This window comes from Olivibacter sp. LS-1 (genome assembly GCF_008245145.1).
Taxonomy (GTDB): Bacteria; Bacteroidota; Bacteroidia; order Sphingobacteriales; family Sphingobacteriaceae; genus Olivibacter; species Olivibacter oleidegradans.
Genome location: NZ_CP041643.1, coordinates 5,835,879 through 5,855,233 on the forward strand (window position 1 = coordinate 5,835,879; position 19,355 = coordinate 5,855,233).

General features: G+C 41.5%; 14 protein-coding genes and 1 riboswitch. Of the genes, 7 read left to right on the top strand and 7 right to left on the bottom strand.

Annotated features, from left to right (window positions below; translation table 11 throughout):
• Window positions 1-80: 80 nt before the first annotated feature.
• Window positions 81-1,760 carry a GMC oxidoreductase gene (locus FKG96_RS24415; RefSeq protein ID WP_130858015.1) on the bottom strand — a complete coding sequence of 560 codons (1,680 nt, stop codon included), beginning with the start codon at window positions 1,758-1,760 and terminating at the stop codon, window positions 81-83.
• Between the two features lie 628 nt (window positions 1,761-2,388).
• Between FKG96_RS24415 and FKG96_RS24420 the strand changes: the two genes are divergently transcribed.
• The 3 genes from FKG96_RS24420 to FKG96_RS24430 all read left to right on the top strand — a co-directional run bounded on the left by FKG96_RS24420 (window position 2,389) and on the right by FKG96_RS24430 (window position 7,533).
• A complete protein-coding gene (locus tag FKG96_RS24420; RefSeq protein ID WP_149106257.1) occupies window positions 2,389-3,612 on the top strand; it encodes a metallophosphoesterase in 1,224 nt (407 codons plus the stop codon).
• Between the two features lie 173 nt (window positions 3,613-3,785).
• Window positions 3,786-6,065: a GH92 family glycosyl hydrolase gene (locus tag FKG96_RS24425; protein ID WP_130858013.1), complete on the top strand. Its 2,280-nt coding sequence runs from the start codon at window positions 3,786-3,788 to the stop codon at window positions 6,063-6,065.
• Between the two features lie 47 nt (window positions 6,066-6,112).
• Window positions 6,113-6,178, top strand: a riboswitch (Fluoride riboswitch).
• A gap of 71 nt (window positions 6,179-6,249) precedes the next feature.
• Complete coding sequence (locus FKG96_RS24430) at window positions 6,250-7,533, top strand: voltage-gated chloride channel family protein (protein ID WP_149106258.1); 1,284 nt, start codon at window positions 6,250-6,252, stop codon at window positions 7,531-7,533.
• Between the two features lie 4 nt (window positions 7,534-7,537).
• Here FKG96_RS24430 and FKG96_RS24435 read toward each other — a convergent pair whose 3' ends face one another.
• The 4 genes from FKG96_RS24435 to FKG96_RS24450 all read right to left on the bottom strand — a co-directional run bounded on the left by FKG96_RS24435 (window position 7,538) and on the right by FKG96_RS24450 (window position 13,546).
• Window positions 7,538-8,383, bottom strand: coding sequence for an alpha/beta hydrolase (locus tag FKG96_RS24435; protein ID WP_013663496.1), 846 nt, complete (start codon window positions 8,381-8,383; stop codon window positions 7,538-7,540).
• A gap of 84 nt (window positions 8,384-8,467) precedes the next feature.
• Window positions 8,468-9,793, bottom strand: coding sequence for a PepSY domain-containing protein (locus FKG96_RS24440; RefSeq protein WP_130858011.1), 1,326 nt, complete (start codon window positions 9,791-9,793; stop codon window positions 8,468-8,470).
• A gap of 72 nt (window positions 9,794-9,865) precedes the next feature.
• The gene (locus tag FKG96_RS24445; RefSeq protein ID WP_130858010.1) at window positions 9,866-11,137 is read right to left on the bottom strand and encodes a DUF4374 domain-containing protein; all 1,272 of its coding nucleotides are present in this window, start codon (window positions 11,135-11,137) and stop codon (window positions 9,866-9,868) included.
• A 24-nt stretch (window positions 11,138-11,161) separates the two neighbouring features.
• On the bottom strand, window positions 11,162-13,546 hold the full coding sequence (locus FKG96_RS24450) for a TonB-dependent receptor (RefSeq protein WP_130858009.1): 2,385 nt from the start codon (window positions 13,544-13,546) through the stop codon (window positions 11,162-11,164).
• Between the two features lie 160 nt (window positions 13,547-13,706).
• On the opposite strand from FKG96_RS24450, the gene FKG96_RS24455 reads away from it, so the two are divergent.
• Window positions 13,707-14,750, top strand: a complete 1,044-nt coding sequence (locus FKG96_RS24455) for a helix-turn-helix transcriptional regulator (protein WP_130858008.1) — start codon at window positions 13,707-13,709, stop codon at window positions 14,748-14,750.
• Window positions 14,751-14,774: 24 nt separating this feature from the next.
• On the opposite strand, the gene FKG96_RS24460 is transcribed toward FKG96_RS24455, so the two are convergent.
• Complete coding sequence (locus FKG96_RS24460; RefSeq protein WP_130858007.1) at window positions 14,775-15,554, bottom strand: DUF4197 domain-containing protein; 780 nt, start codon at window positions 15,552-15,554, stop codon at window positions 14,775-14,777.
• 95 nt (window positions 15,555-15,649) lie between these two features.
• On the opposite strand from FKG96_RS24460, the gene FKG96_RS24465 reads away from it, so the two are divergent.
• The 3 genes from FKG96_RS24465 (at window position 15,650) to FKG96_RS24475 (ending at window position 17,822) form a co-directional block, all read left to right on the top strand.
• Window positions 15,650-16,231 (top strand): Crp/Fnr family transcriptional regulator, encoded by a 582-nt coding sequence (locus tag FKG96_RS24465; protein ID WP_130858006.1) that lies wholly within the window; start codon window positions 15,650-15,652, stop codon window positions 16,229-16,231.
• 209 nt (window positions 16,232-16,440) lie between these two features.
• Window positions 16,441-17,103 (top strand): NADPH-dependent F420 reductase, encoded by a 663-nt coding sequence (locus tag FKG96_RS24470; protein ID WP_130858005.1) that lies wholly within the window; start codon window positions 16,441-16,443, stop codon window positions 17,101-17,103.
• A 65-nt stretch (window positions 17,104-17,168) separates the two neighbouring features.
• Window positions 17,169-17,822: an NAD(P)-dependent oxidoreductase gene (locus FKG96_RS24475; RefSeq protein WP_013663504.1), complete on the top strand. Its 654-nt coding sequence runs from the start codon at window positions 17,169-17,171 to the stop codon at window positions 17,820-17,822.
• Window positions 17,823-18,035: 213 nt separating this feature from the next.
• Here the strand turns inward: FKG96_RS24475 and FKG96_RS24480 are convergent, their stop codons facing one another.
• Complete coding sequence (locus FKG96_RS24480; protein WP_130858004.1) at window positions 18,036-19,298, bottom strand: DUF2264 domain-containing protein; 1,263 nt, start codon at window positions 19,296-19,298, stop codon at window positions 18,036-18,038.
• Window positions 19,299-19,355 lie beyond the last annotated feature (57 nt).

Sequence of the window (19,355 nt, forward strand, 5' to 3'; positions counted from 1 at the left end):
TCAGATGATTCTCTTTCTCCTTCCTGTTTGCATCACTAAGGTAGCAAAAAGGAAGGGAATTACAATGGATGGATGAACGCCTAAAGGTTCCCTTTCTTCAACTCTTCTACAGCAAAAGCAGCCGCTCTCGCCGTCATGGCCATATAAGTAAGCGAGGGATTAACGCAACCCGAGGAAGTCATGGCAGCGCCATCTGTTACAAAAACATTAGGTGCATCCCAAACTTGGTTATGAGCGTTTAACACGGAGGTCTTGGGATCTCGTCCCATACGGGCCGTACCCATTTCATGAATGCCTTGTCCCATGGCAAATACACTACGGTATCCCGTTACTTCTTTAACCCCCGCAGCTTCGAGCATCTCTTTTCCTTCTTTTATAATATCATCAATCATCAATTTTTCATTCTCTTTAATTTCTGCATCGATTGCCAAAACCGGTAAACCCCATTTATCTTTCCGATTTTTATCGATATATACCCTGTTCTCGTGATAAGGTAAAATCTCACCAAAACCGGTAAGGCCAATCGACCAAACTCCCGGTTCGCATAATTCTTCCTTCAGCCCCGCCCCAATACTCAATTCAGCTATAGATCGTTGCCATGCATCCCGACCTGCTCCACCTTGGTAACCATATCCTCTAATAAATGAACGTTTATCATCACCGATATTCTGAAAACGCGGTATGTACACGCCATTTGCTCGTCTGCCATAGACATATTTATCCTCATAGCCTTCTACAATCCCTCTAGCTCCGTTACCTAGTGTATGATCCATTACGTTATGCCCTAATTCCCCCGAACTGCTACCCAATCCGCCTTCCCAGATATCCGTCGCAGAGTTCATTAATACCCAAGCGGAGTTAAGTGCCGATGCATTTACGAAAATGACTTTAGCGAAATACTCATAAGTCTGTCCATTTTCGGCATCTAGAATCCGAACACCTTTGGCTTTTTTCAATTCCTTATCATATAGGATCTCCATGACAATCGACCACGGCCGAACGGTTAAATTACCCGTCTTGACCGCCGCAGGTAAAGTAGACGACTGTGTACTAAAATAGCCTCCAAAATTACATCCGTTGCTACATTGGTTTTGGTATTGACAGTTAATCCTTCCGGGCAGCGGTTTCGTGATGTTGGCAACTCGACCGATAATCATCGCGCGCTTATCGCTATAGTGCTTTTTAATACGAGCTGCTACATCCTTCTCTACAACATTCAGTTCCATCGGTGGCAAAAATTCGCCATCGGGTAAAATAGAAATCCCATCACGATTACCGCTTATACCGGCAAAGCGTTCCACATAACTGTACCAAGGAGCGAGGTCTTTATAACGGATGGGCCAGTCGACCGCAATCCCATCGCGAAGATTAGCTGTAAAGTCTACATCGCTCAGACGATAGCTCTGCCGTCCCCATATCAATGATTTTCCTCCTACCTGATATCCCCTAACCCAATCAAAACGTTTGACTTCTACATAAGGATTATCAATTTCATTGACTAAAAAATTGACATTACCTTCCGTCATAGGCCAATAACGAGCCTGTATAGGATGCTCATGAAGCATTTTTTGACTTCTATTATTACGGTATGGGTAATCCCATATATCCTTTGCCGCAAAGCCATAATCCTTTACATGCTCTACATTCCGGCCACGTTCCAACATCAGCGTTTTTAATCCGCTCTCTGTAAGTTCTTTAGCGGCCCAACCACCGCTAATGCCTGACCCAATAACAATGGCATCATAATTTTTCTCTGTCATATATGTGTTTTTAGTATCCGACGATCATAACGAAATCTTTTACAAACAGCAGTGCCAACGTTGGCTTTACCGAACATCTCAATTAACTGATTGTTGTGTGAAAGACTCGCATAAATATTTTATATTGGTTTATTAAACAGACCTTGTCATTATCCAAACATAAATAATTCCTCGCTAAAGCGCAAATAGGAAGTAATTTATTTCATTCAGTATAAGCTTCATGATACTATTTACATGGAGAGAAAACAATTTAACGAAAACACCATATAACGACAAAATCCATCGTTTTTTCGTAAATTTGTGATACCCTTCTCCTCCTAAACATTCTCAGTAAATTTTTGGCCTTGCATTCCACGTCAAATCCACGTGAAATCCACCTTTAGTCCACGTTAGATCCACCTGTCATTCGGTATCCCTTTGGTGTATACCCGTGTTTCCTTGCTTTTCTATAGAGCGTACATAGCACGGATAGCGCACGAATATCACAGGAATGGAAAACGAATAGAACACGACTGGAAATAAATGAATGTAAGGCTAATTTCATTTATAGCTGTACTCATAAAAATTTCTTAACACATGCTACAACATTTTCCTACCTTGTACGTCTAATGCATTAAAAACTATAGGAATGTTCAGTAGAATATTATTTATTATACCAATTTGGTTGATTTTAGATTTTTACTTTTTTCAATCGCTAAAGTCAGTTACGCAAAATCTATCAAGTGCCACTCGAAATGGAGTTCATTGGGCTTATTGGCTGTTTGATCTTGTGTTGATTTTAATCGTACTCTTTTTAATATTTATAAACCCAAAACTGCTACCGGCCAAATACATCTTTGTACTCGTCGGTTTTGTTTTACTTAGCTTGGTTCCCAAGTTATTAGTACTTCCTTTCCTCCTCTTGGAGGATATCACTCGTTTAGGAAGCTATGCATGGAATTTCAAGAACAACATCCCTTATCCCGAAAGAAGAAAATTCATTGGTCAAATTATACTTGGCGTTAGCGCCGTCCCTTTCCCTGCCATCATTTACGGGATGTCTCGAGGTAAATATCAATATAAAGTGCATCATCATACCTTATATTTCGAAGATTTACCCGAGGCCTTTGATAACTTTACCATTACACAACTATCCGATATACATTGTGGCAGCTTCACGGATCACGCCTCGGTTAAAAGAGGAATAGAACTAGCAAATGAGCAGAAAAGCGACTTATTGGTTTTCACCGGTGATTTGGTAAACAATGAGTCCATCGAATTGGATGAATGGCAAAGTTTATTTGCCCGATTAAATGCTCCCTTTGGTGTCTATTCCATATTAGGTAATCACGACTACGGCGACTATACCGAATGGCCTTCTCCGGATGCAAAGGCAGCCAATTTGAACCGATTAAAGACCATGCAAAAAGAAATGGGTTTCCGTTTATTGCTTGATGAACATGTCAAATTGGAGAAAAATGGTCAATTCATCAACTTGGTTGGTGTACAAAACTGGGGTAAGAATTTCGCGCGCTATGGCAATCTCGAAAAAGCGATGTCTACCGTAGATCGTGATAGCTTCACGGTCGTATTATCACATGATCCTACTCATTGGGAAGCTGAAATTTTACGGCACCCCATGCCGGTTCATCTAACCTTAGCGGGCCATACACACGGCATGCAATTCGGCATCGAAATTCCCGGTTTCAGGTGGAGCGCTGTTAAATATATTTACAATCAATGGGCAGGCCTATATAATAAAGGAAAGCAATATATTAACGTAAATCGCGGATTTGGTTTTATAGGCTTTTCAGGAAGAGTAGGTATTTGGCCTGAAATCAGCGTCATTACCTTAAAGAAAAGAACAGTTTAAGCCGCTACACTTTCAAAGTGACCTCGATTACACAAATCCGCGCGCTAAGTTTCAAGTTAGGTGGTGGTGGATAACTACCGGTATAAAATGTAAGGTAAAAAATTCTTAAGAAAGCTAAAACGATTTAATTATATTTGAAACCGATAGAAATAGCTATAACCAAAAAAACCGTCATGAAACTAAAAACAGTTACCTTACTTCTTTTATGCTCTTCATCGGGCCTAGCAGCAGAAAAACAACTGGCTGACTATGTCAATACTTTACAAGGGACTAATTCCAAGCATGAGCTTACTCGAGGGAATACCTATCCAACAACAGCATTGCCATTTGGTATGCATACTTGGACGCCACAAACCGGAAAAAATGGAGACGGTTGGAAATACCAGTATTTTAAGAAAACCTTAAGAGGCTTTCAACAAGCGCACCAATGCAGTTCATGGACAAATGATTATGCTGTATTTTCTTTTTTTCCAACGATTGACAGTCTACAGGTAGACGAAGAAAAGCGAGCGACGGGATTTTCACATGAAAATGAAATTGCCAAGCCCTATTACTATCAGGTAAAAATGGATAATCATATCCAAACAGAAATGGCTCCAACCGAGAGAGGCGCGCATTTGCGCTTTTCGTTCCCAAAGGGACATAAGGCGTTTCTAGTGCTTGATGGTTATACGGGTTATAGCTTGGTTAAAATTCTACCCAAAGAAAGGAAAATCATTGGCTATGTACATAATGGTCGCGGATTTAAAGAGGGTTTTAAAAGCTTCTTTGTGGCCGAGTTTGATCAGCCGTTTCTTGATTATGGTACGTGGGAGAACAGGAAAAACACGACCGATGCACGGACTTTGGAAGCAGAAGGCGATGGAAAAGGTGCTTATTTGGTGTTCAAATCAGGTGCAACTGTACAAGTTAAAGTGGCCTCTTCTTATATCAGTCAAGAGCAGGCTGAACTTAATTTAGACAGAGAACTGGGAGATGATAAAAAGCTGGAAGTAACCAAAAATCGTGCGGCTACTGTCTGGAATAAACATTTGGGAAGAATTAAGGTGGAAGGAGGCAGTGAAGAAGACAAAGCTACCTTTTATAGCTGCTTCTTCAGAGCAAGTCTTTTTTCCCGTCAGTATTTTGAGTATGATAAGGATGGTAAACCTTATTATTTCAGTCCGTATGATGGAAAAGTGTATCCGGGCCATATGTTTACGGATACCGGTTTTTGGGACACGTTTAGGGCACAATTCCCTTTAAATGCGCTTCTCTATCCAACAATGCATGGCCAGTATATGCAGGCGCTACTTGCCGCTTACGAACAGTGTGGTTGGCTACCCTCCTGGTCTTTTCCCAGTGAAGCAGGAAGTATGATCGGCAATCATGCCATTTCGCTACTAGCCGATGCTTGGGCTAAGGGTATTCGTACATTTGACCCTAAAAAAGCACTGGAGGCTTATTTACATGAGGCTACTAACAAGGGACCATGGGGGCCAGCCAATGGCAGGGATGGCTGGAAGGAATATTACCAGTTGGGTTATGTCCCCTATCCGGAGGTAAGAGAAGCTACTGCCAAAACGTTGGAATACGCTTATGATGACTTCTGTGGTTACCAACTTGCAAAAATGACCAATCAACCCTTTTACGCGGACATTTTTAAACGGCAAATGTTTAACTATCGGAACGTCTACGACTCCAAAACCCGATTTATGCGCGGAAGAGATAAAAATGGTAACTGGAACAACAATTTTGATCCCGCCGAATGGGGTGGTCCTTTTACTGAAGGAAACGCCTGGCACTGGGTTTGGTCGGTTTTCCATGACACAGAAGGACTGATTAAACTCTTAGGTGGAGATGCCAACTTTATTGCTAAATTAGACTCCGTATTTACGGAACCGAACCGCGTGAATGTAGGCACTTATGGCGGCTTGATTCACGAGATGACCGAAATGGTAATGGCGAATATGGGACAATATGCTCACGGCAATCAACCGATTCAGCATATGGTATATCTATACAATTACGCGGGTCAGCCCTGGAAAGCGCAGTATCATGCACGGGAAGTTATGCGCAGGCTATATAACAGCACAGAAAACGGCTATCCTGGTGATGAGGATCAAGGACAGACCTCATCGTGGTATGTATTAAGCGCCCTCGGTTTCTACAGCGTTTGTCCCGGAACTGATCAATATGTCCTGGGAAGCCCGGCATTTAATAAAATCACCATTAGTTTAGAAAATGGGAAAGAATTCATTATTCAGGCGGATAAAAATAACGCAGACAACGTATACATACAAAAGGCCTCTTTAAACGGGCAGGACTATTCGAAAAATTACCTCACCTATTCAGCTATAAACAATGGAGGCATCTTAGTATTGGAAATGGGTGCAAATCCAGATAAGGAAAGAGGTGTTCGTGAAGAAGATAGACCGTTTTCTGTTAGCAACTCATTTATCGAAATGGAATAAAAAAGAGAGGTTTCACTGATTGTTAAATACCGTATATTTTGCTATTTTTGCGAAACGGAAATGATGCCTTCCGACTGAACCGCCTTAAAAAAGCTGATGGCGTCTACTAAAATAAAAGGAATGCGATAGACACTTATATGCGGTCTATTAGAGCCTATTTTGTAGACACATAGCTTTGTATACCATGATAGATAAAATTTTCTTGCTTGAACAGGTTCGCGTTTTGAAAAATCTACTGCGGTGGACCCTTATTATCCTCCCTGTGTCTATCGCGATAGGGAGCATGGTTGCCCTGTTTCTTTGGTTGCTTCATCTTTGCATCCATTTTCGTTTCGAGCATCCTTGGTTACTTTATTTCCTCCCCCTAGCAGGTTTGCTTATCCATTTTGCTTATAAACTGTACGGAAAAAATGCCGAACGGGGTAATAATTTAATTATCGACGAAATTCACGAACCGGGAGGAGGTATTCCGAAACGTATGGCACCTTTGGTTTTATTGAGCACAGTTGTTACCCACCTCTTCGGAGGGTCTGCCGGCAGAGAGGGTACGGCTGTACAAATTGGAGGAAGTATTGCGCAAGCCTTTAGCAAATGGTTTGGTTTAAACGACAAAGAAACTGGTATTCTATTGACCGCTGGTGTAGCTGCAGGTTTTGGTGCCGTATTTGGTACACCACTAACCGGTGCCATCTTTGCGCTCGAAGTGTTAACCATCGGACGCATTCAATACCAAGCCGTTTTTCCCTGCTTAGTGGCAAGCCTTATCGGCGACCTTACCGTTTCGGCATGGCAGGTCCATCATACGAGTTACCGGATCGATGCAATTGATATTCCAAATTATTTTGACGCCTATTTCTCGTTGAACCCTTTGCTGTTAATAAAAGTTGTAATCGCCTCAATTGCCTTTGGCTTAGCCAGTTTATTATTTGCGCAAATGGTCCATAGGATGAAGCATCTTTTCCTTAGCGTTTTTTCTAAAACATGGATTGTGCCTATGGTGGGTGGGCTAACGATCATTCTCTTAACATTTATTTTAGGTAAACCCGATTATTTGAGCTTAGGTGTTGATGCGGAATATAATGGCGCGATTACCATCCCATCCGCTTTCCAAGCTGGCGGGGCTGATACCTGGAGTTGGCTGTGGAAAACCATTTATACCAGCGTCACCCTAAGCAGCGGCTTTAAAGGTGGCGAAGTGACACCGCTATTCTATATTGGAGCAACCTTGGGAAATACCTTATCAACGTTATTAGATGCACCCGTCAGTCTTTTTGCTGCCTTAGGTTTTCTGGCCGTTTTTGCCGGTGCCACCAATACTCCCCTAGCTTGTACTATTATGGGCGTTGAGCTGTTCGGAGGAGAATATGTACTCTACTTCGCCATCGCTTGTTATACGGCTTATTTTTTCAGTGGACATAATGGAATCTATAGTGCACAAAAAATTGGCATAAAGAAATTAGACGCTTAAGAGACTAGGGCTGATAGTTATCCTGATAAAGGAAGCGTAAACCATAAAATAGTGCGGGTAACACTACACTCCCATGGTTCTCTTCATCAAAACGCCTATAATGCCATCGTAAGGTTGGTTGTGTCGTTTCTTTGAGCATATCAGGCAATGACAAGCGTTTTTCATGGTTTGGATTTATGTTTTTTTCCATTCCGGCGCTGGCGACGAATAAACCAACGTGATCAAATTGCGATCTTTGCAGAATCTCCTTTGCTTCTGTCAACAATTTGGAATCATCCCACCATAAACTTGGATCGATAGCTAAATAATCGGAAAATAATTGGGTGTGTTTTAGAAAGATATTGATGGTTGTTAACCCGCCAAAAGAATGGCCGATGAGCACGCGTCTTTTGCTCGTACGAAATTGGCTATCCACCAAGGGAAGCAGTTCTTTTTCAAGAAAGGAGACAAAGCGTTCTCCACCACCGCTATTTGTTAAAGTGGCATGTCCACGCTCGCTAACTGCCGGTGTGGGCGTCAAGTCCCGGGTACGATCGGTATTTTCAATCCCAACAATAATGGCATCGGGTTTACGGCTACGGCCTCCGCGATGTAAGGCGGCCTGTACTCCGGTTACGGTTAAAAAATTCAGTTCGGCATCCAACACGTAAATTACGGGATAATGATGATTGATTGCGCGTTTATCGTGGTAGTTTTCCGGCAAATGAATCCAAATAGATCGTTCTTCTTTCAATTGCCGGGAAACAATTTTATTCTTTTTCCCAACAATTAAAAGACTATCGTTCTCCTTTGCCTGCAAATCCATCATAAAGAAAAAAAACACAAATAATGTATGTATGGTATATTTCATTCTACAACAACTTTAAATATGTTCTGTTTGTTCCAGACAGCATATAATAGTCGTTTAGGCTCCCCTCCTTTCCATCACTCCGATCTATTCTTCTATTTCTATGCGCATATCACGAACACGCGTCTTAAATTCAACTGGTTGGTCAAGGTTCTTTTTCGCGCTTGTCTTTTTTGATTTCTTTTTAAGCTTATTGATCCAAATAATCGTACCGGTTACAGGCAAACTGGTAGCTATTAAGCAACCGATAAAATAAAGAATTTTGGAAAAAGTGCCGTAGATATCTCCAAGATGCAAAGGTTTAATGGAAGCAACGATGCGTTCGTTCAGTGGTTTATCACCAAATCGATCGACTTTAATTAATTCACCGCTATATTGATCAATCACTACTTTATCCGTCGCAGCAGGCGCAAAAAAACCGGTTTTGTTCTTATAAACTACAGCCGAAGCAGCCTCATCTGCCGGTAAGCTAATCCGAACGTCTCCTTTATAGGAGAGTTGCGCATTAGCCAAAGCTATATAATCCGCTATTTCCAAAGACCGCTGGTTTTGCCCCTTAAGCTCGGATCCCGGGAATTTTTCATTCCTTCCACCGAAAACCTTTGCACCCATTACATTGCTTACCCCATCACGATACCATTCAAAAGACCAGCAAAGGCCCGTCAATGCCATAATGGTTAACAGGATAAATGAATAGAAACCTAAGGTATTGTGCAAATCGTGATTAAATCGTTTCCAATTGGAAGTTTTAATGGTAAATCCCGGTTTCCACATTTTCCATTTTTTCATCTGCTTCCATTTAGCAGGAGCCCATAAGACCAATCCGGAAATTTCGAGTATCAGAAAAACCAACGTAGCAACTCCAACAATCATTTTACCAACTCCTCCCTCAATGAGTAACCAGCGATGCGCTTGCATCATTATCAAAAAGAATTGGGATGATGCATGTTGTGTTGTCCCCTGTATTTCGCCGGTGTAAGGGTTCACGAGATAGTTGGTACCTCTATTGCGGCCATGTCCACCGGCCTTGCCCTCGCCACTTTTACCTTCTTTTCTGTCCTGCCTAGGCTTTTTCGCTAATTCTTTTTTTATTTTGACCGGTTGAGTTGCAAAGGTCCAGGCTTCTTGCGGATTGTTCGGTATGGTCACGGCTGTAACACGCGACTTGGTTTCCCTCGAAATCTGTGCAATCAACTGATCTACCGGGATCAGTTGTTGCCCGGCCTTCGGTACGACGTGGTAAACCTCCCTATTCAAAAAGCGGGTTATTTCATCCTTGAAGGTATAAATCGTACCCGTAAGACATACTATAAACAGTATCAATCCACTAGCGATACCCAACCATAAATGAATATCACCAATAAATTTTCGCAGGGTGTATTTTTTCTGTACAGTCCTTTGTTTAGCAATCATAGCTCAATGGTTAAGGTAAAAGTGATCTCCGGTATTCGTTTTCAACGAATACCGGAGATGTCGACAAAGCTATTAAAGTGTTAATTTTGTTACCGAATTGACAGATTCTGCCTGTATTACTAGACCAGCCGTTGCGCTGGCTGTCGTTGGATCAATCACATAAATTGTAGGAGCCGTTGTATCGGTTGTCACCGGAAAATACAACTTGCCTCCATCGGCAAAAGGAAGACCTGTGGCTGTTATTTGATCTTTCGATGGGAAACCATTGGTTAACCAGGTGAAGGATCGATCTCCCATTTTTACGATCGCATATTGCGTTGCAGGCGTATTGGTATCGTATTGAACACTATTGTAGAATTCGAGTAAATAGTAATCCTCTGTAATATACCATACTTTTCTAAAGCGATAACCACCTGACTTTTCTTGGATATTGAAATAATAATCCTGATCAAATGTTTCGGCACCCCGATTAATGCGTAAAGCGCCAGCCGGTTTGGTTGTTGTACCATCATAAGAACCGGAGAACACATATACATTCCCCTCTCCATCTTTGGCTATTTGTGAATAGTATTGGGATTTAAATCTTCCGGAACTGTAACTTAAACGATCATCCCGATAAATTCGCTTTACATTCAAATCGGCATCCAACGCCGCCACCCAAACGCTGTCCGGGAAGTTTACCTTGCCAGTGCTACTTCCTCCACCTGAACCTTCTTCTTTCAGCCCCGAAGCTACTACCCCTGTTAAGAACTCACCGTTTCCTAAATCAACAATGCCCGAAAAAGTGGCTATATCTCCATTTCCTGTAAAATTGGTTGTATTGATGGATTTTTGGGTGAGTTGACTGCGATTGTTCATATCGATAAAGTTGAAAGTAGAACCAATACTACCATCATCTAAAGTCTGTCCACTTACGCCTGTTAACACATAATGGTCATATGTCCCATAAGTAGTAAACCGCGAATTAATCAAAAATTCATTCCCAACAGGTGCCAAGGAACCATCCGATGCTAAACCATAGGTAACGCCAACGCCCGGATTCCCCTGCGCATAATAAAGACCAACGGTGGCCTTTGTACCATAATTTACCCAAGTGGTATAAGTCGTGAGCAGCTCCACACCATTACCTGTAGTAGTAATGGTATCACTATGGTTGGTTAAATCATCCGCTGTTAACAAATAGGTCGCTGTACCGGTTGTAGCAGCAATAAAATACTTTTGGCCATTAAAATCACCGCCCCCGGTATCGGGACCATCACTTTTACTGCAAGCTGTAAGGCCAAACACCGCCAGACCAAGCAACCAACTATTTTTTTTAAAGGTGTTGAATTGAATCATGTTCATGAAAATTGAGTGTATATATTTCTGTTAATGTCTTTTCACTAAGAAATAGCGCAACTTGAGCGCAAAACTTCTGCCCGGTTTCTGTAAGCTATAGTTATCATAAAGCATTTCATTGGTGAAATTGCGTGCTTCAAATGCGATATTGTAGCGTCCGTTCTTCATCATATAGCTCATATTAAAGTCGTGCGAAAGTTGTTGAGGTAGTTCGAGCTTCGTATTACGATCGCCCTGGCTTTCCCAATGCAGGTAAAACTGGCCAATGAAGTTTAGGCTGTAGCCTAAGGAAAGCACATTACCCTTGCCGCAAAAATCACGAATAAAATAAGCAGCGTCAGCATTTCCAAAGAAATAAGGCACATTCGGTACCCGATCGTCATAAACATTACTTAGCTGTGTGCTATTTTCGGAAACCAATTGTTCTTTATTGCGCATATTCTGATAGGTTACATTTCCGCCAAGCGAAAAAATGTCTCGATAATAATAACGAAGCTCGGTGTCTACACCAACGTTACGCACTTTGCCGTGGTTGCTGTAAGCCGCCCCTCCCAAGCGCTGATCAATTAACCGACGGATATAATCATTAATATCCCGATAATAACCTGCTACATCTACATACAGATTATGATCACTCGTGAGTTGCTTATTGAACGTCAAACCCAGATTATAGTTATACGAATTCTCTGCCCGTAACGAAGCATTTCCCGTCTCCAGCACCCCATCGCCAAACAACTCGTTCTCGGTAGGCAAGCGGTAGGCTTTTTCCCAGGACACTTTCAACTGCAAGTGTTTATGTAAAAAATAAGTACTGGCAATACCGTATCCGGTAGTATGATAAGCTTTATCAAAACGAGCGTAAGAAAAAGTACCTGAAGTCCTGGAGGTATCAACCGGCCCGGTAATGTTTTGGGTGTAATGCTTCATAAAAACTGAGGTTACCCATCTGCGTTTATAACTAAAGCGGTAAGAAGCACCAAAGATATTTTTTCGGTTCTCCCTTTTAATCGTATCGGCTGCCGATATCGGATCAAGAATAGCCACCTCATCTGTGTTTTGCCTTTTATAACCAGCTATTACATCGCTAACCGAGAAGGAGTGCATCTCATTGATGCGATAACTTAAATTGGCCGTAGCCGAGGCATTTTTGTTACGGAACTCGCCTAGTGTATGCACACCCGACTCTCCTTTTGAAGATTTTGCCCACGAGTTGCCCAACCAATTATATTGACGAGCAGCGGTATCTATATTTCGATTGTAATTACTGTTGTAATTTGCTGTCAGGCGTAGGTTCAACCCGTCAACAAACAGATCTTTTTTCTCATAGGTCAAAGATGGCAGTATGGTCGATGCCCTTCGCTCCTTTTGTCCATAGACAATTTTCATAATATTGGCATGCTGGATATCCGCGTGCTCCTGCCCTAATGTTAAACCCAACAATAAGCGATCGGCCCAGGGTTTCTTCACAAAGCCGATCTTCGCCATAATGGTTTCATTATGATAGGTATCATGAAAGCGGCGTACCCATTGGTCCTCTTGGTTACCGTTGGGATATTGCACCGTCGTAAAAACCCGATAATCGTTATCCGAGTAATTCTGAAAAGCATTCAGTTGGAATGTGAGGCCTTTAGGTGTGGTATGCCCTAAACTAATATTCGATTTATGTGTATTAAAAGAGCCGTAGGAATAGGACGCATCTAAATAGCTGTTTGCACTTTGATTGGTGACAATGTTAATGACACCGCCCATAGCATCTGCTCCAAATTCAATCGGTACTACCCCTTTATACACCTCAATACGATCGGCAATATTAACGGGAATATTATTCAATTGAAAAGCAGAGCCAAAACCCTCCATCGGCACACCGTCCATAAACAGCTTCACGTGTCGCCCGGTGAATCCATTGAGGAAAACCGACATATTGGAGCCGGTACCGCCGGTTTCTCGTATTTTAACCCCCGAAGCCCTATCTAACATATGACCTAAATCGAGGGTTGAATTATATAAAGACTTCGCATCTAGTGCCACCACGTTGTAAGGAGTTTCTCGCACTTCTTTGATGGCTGATTTTCCAATAACCTCCACTTCGTTGAGTGCCATCCGCGCATCAGGTTTTAAGGTAAAAGATAGATTTTGTTGTTTTCCTTTTCCAACGTGAATTTTGATCGATTGCGTTTCATAGCCTAAAGCCGAACAGGTGATCTCATAATCGCCCGGATATAGATGCAAAAAATATGAGCCATCTTCGCTTGTTATGGTATCGAATTTGGTATACTTTACATAAATACCGGCCTGCGCTATGGGTCGACCGTTTTTATCTTTTACATGGCCCGACAAGAGAGCACTTGGCTCTTGCGCTCGTGCCGCTTGGAAAAAGAAGAAAAAAAACGAAAGGTAAAATAAAAATCTTTTCACGTATATCCTTAATCTTTGATTTGGTTGAGCATCTTTACCATTTCATATTCCTGTATCGGAATTGGTATTTAGACTTATTTTAAATAATTTCGCTCAAAAATAGAGAGGTCGTAAGAGATTGGATGACGGAAAACGGAATAAAAATAGCGCAAAAAGAATTATGTATATTTATTCTAAATTAATAGAGTCAGAAACCGTAGTTTGTGATATAAGGCTGGATAATGCTTACAATCAGGAAGAGTTAGTAACAGAAAGCCAAGTCAATGAAACAAGTGAACGCGCCGATATCCAAAGTAAATCTCGCTACAGCTCAGGCTTTCTGATGCTGGAAACCTATTTTTCGATTCGGAAAAAAGTTACTGATCAATTTATTGTTGAGGGCGAGCATATTCAACTTAGCTTCTTCTTGAACGGGAAATCGCGCATGATGGAGCCTTTACAAGACTCCTCGTGCGACCTTGATATAGGGATAATGCGAAGGAACTATTTTAAAGACTATCATCGCAACTTTGACATGCGGGGAGGGAATGAGGTAAATTATGTCGCCATTTACCTATCGAGCGACTTTTTTCGCAAACTCGTAGAAAAAGAACACTGGGCGGCTAAAGATTCCCTCGTGCAACGTGTGTTGAAGAGGGATGAAAGCGGTTCGAATGACGAAATTTGTGCCATTAGCCTCCCGGTTCTGAAAATATTGCAAGAGTTGTTTCGATCAACTTATGACGGTTTACATCAACGTTATTTTATAGAGCTAAAACTGAAAGAGCTTTTATTTCTATCCTACGTAGAACATACTCAACTGGATACTACTTATAAAGGATTAGAAAACACGTTATATACAACGCTTGAAAAAGTCAAGGCATACCTAACCACACATTTCGACAATCCGCCTACTATCAAACAACTTTCCCGGATGTTCTCGTTGAACGAGCTTAAATTGAAGCAGGGTTTCAAAAATCTATATGGGACAACCATTTACGCTTATGTCATCCATTTACGTATGCAACAAGCTGAAAAAATGCTACTCGAAGATTATTCCGTAAATGAGATGTCCTCCATATTGGGCTACCGCAGCGTATCCCATTTTATCAGTACCTATAAAAAGCATTTTGGATATACGCCAAAACAAGCACTGAAAAGAATTTCACAGTCGCTCCCCCTGTTTGTTGCCTTCTTAAACGGTTGTTTAGACCATAGTTTATAAGCTTGCAAAGAAGCAGAAAATGGGTTAATCCAGTGCACCAAACACCTTCTTCAACAAGGACGTACTTCTGAACGCCGCATTATCGCGCACACCTTTTTCCTTTTCGGCAACCATTTTAAATACACCATTAAGCGTTTCTTCCGTTACATACTGATTCAAATCAGGGGTAACATTTTGTTTAGTGATGCTGTTATATTTGGTAATGATTTGATTCCATACTTTATCGGCACCCACCTTTCCTAACGAATTTTCAACCTTTGGTTCAAAAGCCTGGTACAATTGTGCAGATGTTTTTCCCTTTAAATAGCTGGTGGCCGCCGTATCCGTACCTAAAAGAATCTTCTTTGCATCATCAAAAGTCATGGATGTAATCGCATTAGCAAAAATAGGCACGCCTTCAGTCACGGCATCTTCGGCCGCTCTATTCAATAGTTTAATTCCCTGATCAGCCAAGCTTCCCATACCCATCATTCGTAAAGTGGATTCTACTTTTTGTAGTTTTTCAGGTAGTAAAATCTTTACCAGATTATTCTTATAAAAACCATCTTCCGCTCCTAATTTTTTTATACCTTCTTCGACACCTATATTAAGCGCTTGCTTTAATGCACCCGAAACATCAGTGCTACTTAGTTTCTCCACCGCGCTATTATTGCTGCTCGTTGATTTATTCGTGGTGCTACTATCCGCATTTTTCTGCTGCTCTACTGCCTTTTTAACTTTGTCAAAAATGCTTTGGGCCTGTAGATTAGATGAAATCGCTAAACTGATTATTAAGAGTAGTAAAACACTGCTGACTTTCTTCATTCCTTTTGTAATTACGTATTTCCTTAAATATGGCTTAAATATAAGAAAGTTCTTCACCGAATTTTAATATATTGCTTCGGTTTTCCGATAACGCTATGTTCGAGATTTTATTTGAACACATTAACAGAAAAATTTCGCTTCAGGAAGCGGAAATGGAACAATTAAAAACTTTTTTCATTCCAAAAAAATACCGCAGAAAACAGTATGTACTCCAACAAGGAGATCCATGCAAATACATCGTATTTGTAGAAAAGGGCATGTTGCGATCTTATCAGGTGGACGACAAAGGGAACGAGCATATCGTTCAATTTGCGCCGGAAGGCTGGTGGATTAGTGACAGCTACAGTTTTTTAACGGGTACTCCCGCTAGCTACGATATTGATGTATTAGAGGAAGCAGAAGTTTTGCTTATTACGCAACCGGCGATGGAAGAGATGTTACAAGCGATTCCGGCAATGGAACGCTATATGCGTATCCTGATGCAGAATAGTCTAATCAGCATGCAACGTCGAATTGCCTGTACACTTACTACACAGGCAGAAGAGCGATACCTGGGCTTTATTGCCGAAAATCCCCATATCGGCCAACGAGTACCTCAACATATGCTGGCTTCCTTTCTTGGCATGACTCCTGAAACCTTAAGTCGGGTTAGAAAACAATTATTGAAGAAAAGTTGATTGTCAAAGTAGGTAATACGTAGAAACGGGATATAAGTATCAGGACGTAAGACTCATGAGGGGAGGCTTCTACTTAAAACGTATAACTTATCACATAGAACGTACAACTACCTCCCCCCTCTTGATCTATATCAATCCTATTTCTTATTTCATATCAACAGAATAGGGCTCCATTTGTCTCTACCTTTGTAGTACAAAACGAAGGAAATATGAATACAAAACAAACGATTGCTATTGTTGGAGCCACCGGACAAATGGGCTCTGCCTTAGCGAAGAGCTTGGCAGGGAGTTCTTATCGTTTATTACTAATGGGAACAAACCAGGCCAAGCTTCAAGATTTATATCATCAATTGAAAAAGATAAATCAAGAAGTGGATAGCGACTGGATTTTATGCCCCGTCGATGCCAGTTGGGAAGCTGATATCATTGTTTTGGCGGTTCCTTATAGCGCAGAGAAGGATTTGGCGGCCAAAATCGCACCGGTGACTACGGGAAAGATCGTTATCAGCATCTCAAATCCGATAACACCTGATTTTCAGGGATCACTTTTGCCCGAGCATACCAGTGCAGCGGAAGAACTGCAAGCTCTTTTACCCTATTCGAAAGTCGTGAAGGCATTTAATACCACCTTTGCAGCCAATTTTGGTCAGCCTGTATTTTCAAATCACGTGGCTGATTGCTTTTTAGCGGGTGACGATGAGGCCGCTTTAAGCCAGACGGAAGCACTGGTGAAAGAAGTTGGTTTTAGGCCGGTGATTGCCGGAAATTTGAGCAAAAGTAGAACATTGGAAAATATGCAGATTCTGTTAATGCAACTGGGAATAAAAAACCATTATAATTGGCACGCCGGTTGGAAAATTTTGCATAATTAATTAAGCATCAAAATCTATATAAAACAAGCTGTTAAAGCTTATAACGTAAACTTAAAACGAATAAAATGAAAATTGCATTAATTGGCGCCACGGGATTTGTTGGCGAAACTATTTTAAACGAGTTATTAAATAGAGGGCAAGAGGTAACCGTCTTGCTGAGAGATCCTTCTAAATTAAATACACAGGATGAAAAGCTGCACATCACCCAGGTTGATGTACTTGATACAGAAAATTTTGTAAAAGCCATCCAAGGTTTCGACCTTGTGATCAGTTCTTATAATGCCGGCTGGACAAATCCAAACTTGTACAATGATTTCTTAACCGGCTCAAAAGCTATTCAAGAAGGCGTAAAAAAAGCTGGCGTAAAGAGATTACTGGTAATTGGAGGTGCAGGCAGCCTATATGCTGCTGAGGGTTTACAGATCGTTGATACACCCGAATTTCCGGCTGAGTGGAAACCCGGCGCTCAGGCCGCCCGTGATTACTTAAACATCCTAAAACAAGAACAAGATATCGACTGGACATTTATAAGCCCTGCACCTGAAATGCACCATGGCCTACCGAGAGAACGAAAAGGTACTTATCGAACCGGTACTGATTATCCTGTTGCTGATGAAGCTGGAAGAAGTTGGATAACGGTAGACGATCTGGCCGTAGCCATTGTTGACGAAGCTTTAAATCCGCAACATATTAAACAACGCTTCACGGTTGCTTACTAAACATGAGGGTTTGTTCAAAAGGATAGTATAACTTAACAATTAGCTAAAACGAAAGGTCTCCAACCGGGGAGATTGAAGACCTTTACTAACCAATTATAAACCTAAATTATGATGACACAAAGATAATAAGGAGCAGGTACATCGCAAAACTTTTTTTGGGGTTTTAACATATTTTAACATTCTGCTAAAACATTTTAACAACCTATTTTAGTCTTAAAAATCTACGTGGTAATCCTTTCTAAAAGGCTCTCCTTTCCATGCTTTTAACATGGTCCATTCTTGAAAAGGAGCCGACCAAAAAGGATGCGTCTCGGGTAAGCCTAAGGGCAAGAAAGATAATGATGTTAAATACATACTTCCTGTATTACTATAACTGTCTGCCAAACCACTTTGCCTATCCCCGATAATTCCTAAAGTTAGCCAACCATCCTTTGTAAAGCTCTCCGGAATAAACACCCGCTTCTTCACAGCTGTTATTGCACTCCTCACTTGTGCAGGTGTAATCCAATCAGGCAGGGCATCTTCTAAGGCCAGTTGCACCAAAGGCTGAAAAATGGCCGTACGATAGGTTGCCGATCTTCCGAAGATTGGATACGTTCCTTCCGGTGAAATCATGCGCTCCAAAAATTCGGCATATCGTTGCATGCGTTTATACGCCCGATCAAATTCGTCCCGCGTACGGCGCCCCTGTTTCACATTTACTCGTAAAATATCCACCAGCATGGGTTGAATAACATAACTATTATAATAATCGAAACTAAAAACCGCTCCATCACTATACCATCCATCTCCCTTGTACCAAGTCACGATCTTCTCAATAGCATAATCAATTCTTTTTTCCTCCACATTTTCACCTATTTCCAAAAGAAAGCTTTCTATCATAGCGGCAAAGAGCAACCAATTACTTTCGTAAGGCTTTATGCGTCGAAGCTGCTTAAATTCGTGGATTAATTGTTGCTTAGTACCGTCGCTTAGCGGTTCCCACAATACCTTCGGGGCCTTCACGAAAGCCTGTGCTAAAAAAGCAGCATCCACTAGGGGTTGAGATCCTTTGTCCCAACTTAGGTAATCTGCGCTTTTCGGATCAACTCCCTTTGCAATACTATCCTGCAATTGCTTCTTTAATCGTGATTGGATTACTTTTTCATTGGCATTCACCTCCTCTAAAGCAAGCCAGGGCCCCATACCAACAGCTAAACGACCTAAAGCTTCTAAATATCCGACTCCTATATCGCGGTTATCCCATATCGGACTGACCCGCATATCCATATTTTTTCGTAACAGGCCTTTACTCATATTGTCAAGTACCGGACTCGCTATCTTATCCATTAACGAGACCCAATAAGCCCGATCGCGTGAGCCATTGATCGACGCTGTATCGTTATTTATTTCAGTACGAGCAAGTAAGGTTGAAGGTTTATATATACCAACCAGTCCGGCCAGGGACAATCCTTTTAAAAGGCTTCTTCTTTTCATGTTAAGTCCGTATACGGTTATCCTCCAAAAATAGGTATTTAATGAACATATTCTAAC